This window comes from Leptothoe sp. PORK10 BA2 (assembly GCF_034932105.1).
GTDB lineage: Bacteria > Cyanobacteriota > Cyanobacteriia > Phormidesmidales > Phormidesmidaceae > Leptothoe.
Genome location: NZ_JAYGIG010000197.1, coordinates 1 through 3,855 on the forward strand (window position 1 = coordinate 1; position 3,855 = coordinate 3,855).

Sequence of the window (3,855 nt, forward strand, 5' to 3'; positions counted from 1 at the left end):
TACCAGCTTAAAGGCTCAGAAACGCTCGATCTTTGACTTCCTGACCGATGCGTTAAAAGCCTCTCGACATGGTTCTCCTGCTCCTTCATTGATCCCTGAAGGAGACTGACCCCCTGAATCTTTACAATAAACCTGCTGCTAAATCTCCCCAAGCTGCATTTCGCACAAAAGTTGACGGCAACAGATGTTGACTGCCGTAGTAGAAAAAGGTTAGAGCTGCTGGAATGCGCCAAATGTGAAAGAGAGTTAGGTAATTGAGATGGAGTCCTTGAATATAGGCGCGGAAGCTAGAGTTCCCGTAATAGAGTACCAAGGGTGTAACAATCCCCATTCCCACGAGCAAAGCAAACCACGGCAATGGAAAGGTACTAAAGAGTCCGAAATAACTGCCGACTGCCACACTGAATCCCCAAAAGCTGATGATAAAAAGTAGTCGTTGTGCCATGTGATAACGCTGATTCGAGGATAAAGACACCATAGAAGCCTCCAAAGTTCAACAATTCAATAAAGTGTATATACACGTTTTTCGGAAAAATTTAACCTCAACGAATCAGCGCGGTAGTCTCAGCTAAATGTAAAAGCAGAGCGTTCCAGCGTTGTTCTCCAAGCGCTTCCTCCACACCATTCTGAGCTTGTTTCCACAACGGCAATGCCTTCGCTAATGCAGCTTCTCCATTGGGTGTCAGGCTAATCACACGAGTTCGCTGATCCTGCCCTGGTTCAGATTTTAACCATCCCTCTCGCTCCATCGGTTTGAGATTCCGGGTTAAGGTAGTGCGATCCATGACTAAACGCTCCGCTAGCTCGTTGATAGTTGCTGACTTTGCCATTGCGATCGCCACCAAGATGGTGAATTGAGTGATGAGCAAACCGCTCGGTTTGAGGATTTCATCAAAGTGTTGCGTGACGACACGAGAAGCTTTGCGGAGATTGAAACAGGCACACGAGGAAACCACTTGACCTAATTCAGTTGAGTTACTTGGGTTGAGATGTTTTTCCATACTTTAAGTGTATATACACTTATTCTGAGTGTCAAGAGGTTGAACAAAGTGTTTGTCTAACCGACCACCTCAAGATAACTTAACCCCGAACACCAACAAAGCTGTTTCAATCTACTGTCACAACCCGAAATTAAAGCTGTATAACGGTGAAGTTGTGTGGCGGCAGATAAGATCAAACTCTCGCCGATAACCTCTGTACTGTCCGTACTAACGCAGTGTTAGTCTGCGCTTTAGCGATTGCACTTCATGGGAAACATTAATTACCCAAGCTTCTACACATCCATTCCAAGTGTCACTCAAGTTTTTTGAGCAATAATATAAACATGATTCTCAGGGTACTGTTCGTATTCGAGATGAAGACACGTACACTGACGCTCATCCAAAATCTTTAGGAAAGCATTTACACCTAGCGTGCTGTACTCAAAGTCCTGACCTTGAAATGTTCCAGAAATTTCACCTCCTCTATGCCCACCCCCACAGGTGAACATCAGCACCCCACCAGGTTCAAGAGCATCACATAGCTTTTTGGTTACAGGTTCTTGCATATCTAGCGGCAGATGAAACGTACTGTCCCAAGCAACAATCAGGCTGTAGAGTTTGAGGGGGGGATTCCAACAGCAGATGTCTGCTCGGTAGAAGGTGATGCTTGGATGCAGTTGTTTGGCTAAATCGATCATCTCTGAGGAGATATCAAGTCCTTCTACCTGAAATCCATGTTTGCTGAGGACTTTAATAAAACGTCCACTGCTACCACAACCAATATCAAGAGCTAATTGCTTCTTAAGCGTAAATTGAATAGCCCGCTCTAACTGGGGAATACCATAAAGGGAAGCTTGATGCTGAGTTTGCCACCATTGGGCTATGCGATCATATCGGGCTGCTGTATGCTCTGGATGCATCTTTCATCTTTATTCTTACTGACGACTTTCTAAATCCTATCGCCCACAAGGCAAATCAAGCTTAAATCAAAAATCTCAGCAGGCTAACGACTAAGATAAGCGGCGGCAAATAACCTCAGCACCACCACCAAAATCTCCTGTCTCTCCGCTTCATCGACTTATTAGCCGGTTGGCGCTATCGATAGCTCTCAACGACTCGAACGTTCGACACTATAGAAAATTAAGGAATCCTAGACCTTCAAACCATTGCAGTAACGCTGCCACCAACGATTTGCCAATTGCTTTTGCCTCTACGCCAAACTCTCATATAGCGGAAATCACCTGCGAAGGCATTTCCTAAATACGTGCCACTCGAGAAAATTTGAGCCGTCGCAAGCACAAAGTGTTCACTCCAAACTCGTATTTCTAGTTCTTTAGGCACAAACTCGTGAAACTTAGTACCGCCGGTACGGTGAAGGTCTAGATCCATCGCTTTAGTGGCCAGTTCACCAGTTGGCCCAACGAAAAGCAGGTCATCGGCAATGAGCACATCTAATTCAGATACGTCTGAGGCGGACATTGCGGTGTAAAGTCGCGCTTCACACTCACGAATTTGGGTTTCAATTTCTGCATCCATATTTCCTACTACAGTTCTGACAACACTTAATTATTCCTCATTATTACCCATCGCCTCATCCATGTGACTTCACCGATTGCCTCTGGAACTTACCGGTTCAAGTCGATTGCCCTCATCCACAAGTGCAAGAGCTGTGTGCGGAGGCAGCTAACGTTCCCACTCACCAGACACAGATACCTTTTCAACTCGTCCGACCACTTTGGTACGTTCCGGTTCAGTGCGATTGTTATGCCTTTTTCCAGAACGATCACCAACTCCTTCTTAGGTGGTTTGAATGGACTTAACCTTTCTCGGATCGCGTCAATGAGATCGCCAGATCACAAAGCAAAAGCAACTTATTTGCCAGGACATTCGTCTCTCGCTTTGTATAATCTAAAGTATAGTATACAAGCAATACACTAAGCTTCAATGCTTTCCATAAACACCCTACCGTTGTTTTTTGCACTGCCTCTGTTGAGTCAGATTGCAATTTCTTCAATCCCGGTTCAAGCTCAAACCTTAAGCTGTCAAGACTACCAAGCCGCCGATCTCGCTTCTCTTCAGTGGTATCCGGCTCAACCGCTTGCTCAGGCCACGGCAATCGACTCTACCGCACGACTGCTAGATGAGCTTAGCGCGATCGCCGCTTTACCCAACTCAGCTGATCCGGCGGTTCGAAATCGCCTATTTCCCTTATTGGTAAGTTATCCGTATGCTCGTCCACCCGCATCTCCCCATATCGCAGAAGTAGAGCAATTGCTCAAAGATTTGCCCACCCATCAGCAACCCCAGCTGGTTGCCATTTTTGATCGCCTCGCCACTAAAATTGAAACGCTCTCTGATGAACCGAATAGGGACGTTTTAATTATAAATTTGGCAAAATATTATCAGCAATTGGGACAAAGCGATCGGGCCGCCGCATTACTCGATCGGGCGATTCAGGCGGAGTTACAAGTTCCGATAAACAATCAGCGGTTTTCGGTTTTGTTAGGCATGGTTTTAGAGCTAGGACATAGCGAAACAATCGCTACAGCACTACCGCAAATGGAACCCGCTATAAACGAGAGAGAAGATCTGCTATCAATGCTAGCGCTCGCTCAAAATTATCAAGCCGTGGGGAATTCTGAAAAAGCCTTAGCTTGGCTCGATCGCTTGGCTCAACTGCAAGGTGGAGAAAGGATAGTCCAGACAGGTATCCAGACCGGTATGGTGACAACCTATGTCAAACTCAATCCAGGGCGAACGCATACGTTTCTTTACAATTTGGGTGAAGTGCTAGAAGCCTTTACTTGAGCCAATACCTTAAGCAGATATCGGTCATCCCAGCCTGCTTTCATGCGCTTGGCGTGGGTGCCACATT

The 3,855-nt window shown here is 46.0% G+C and carries 5 protein-coding genes; 1 reads left to right on the forward strand and 4 read right to left on the reverse strand.

Translation table 11 applies throughout. The features are described from left to right. Positions 1–121: 121 nt before the first annotated feature. From VB741_RS26070 to VB741_RS26085, 4 genes are all read right to left on the reverse strand, one after another. The gene (locus VB741_RS26070) at positions 122–478 is read right to left on the reverse strand and encodes a hypothetical protein (protein WP_323368150.1); all 357 of its coding nucleotides are present in this window, start codon (positions 476–478) and stop codon (positions 122–124) included. A gap of 64 nt (positions 479–542) precedes the next feature. Continuing rightward, positions 543–1,001: a MarR family winged helix-turn-helix transcriptional regulator gene (locus VB741_RS26075; protein ID WP_442786456.1), complete on the reverse strand. Its 459-nt coding sequence runs from the start codon at positions 999–1,001 to the stop codon at positions 543–545. A gap of 296 nt (positions 1,002–1,297) precedes the next feature. Further along, the gene (locus VB741_RS26080; protein WP_323368152.1) at positions 1,298–1,900 is read right to left on the reverse strand and encodes a class I SAM-dependent DNA methyltransferase; all 603 of its coding nucleotides are present in this window, start codon (positions 1,898–1,900) and stop codon (positions 1,298–1,300) included. A 238-nt stretch (positions 1,901–2,138) separates the two neighbouring features. Beyond that, positions 2,139–2,516 carry a nuclear transport factor 2 family protein gene (locus VB741_RS26085; protein ID WP_323368153.1) on the reverse strand — a complete coding sequence of 126 codons (378 nt, stop codon included), beginning with the start codon at positions 2,514–2,516 and terminating at the stop codon, positions 2,139–2,141. A gap of 408 nt (positions 2,517–2,924) precedes the next feature. Between VB741_RS26085 and VB741_RS26090 the strand changes: the two genes are divergently transcribed. Beyond that, the gene (locus tag VB741_RS26090) at positions 2,925–3,788 is read left to right on the forward strand and encodes a hypothetical protein (RefSeq protein ID WP_323368154.1); all 864 of its coding nucleotides are present in this window, start codon (positions 2,925–2,927) and stop codon (positions 3,786–3,788) included. Positions 3,789–3,855 lie beyond the last annotated feature (67 nt).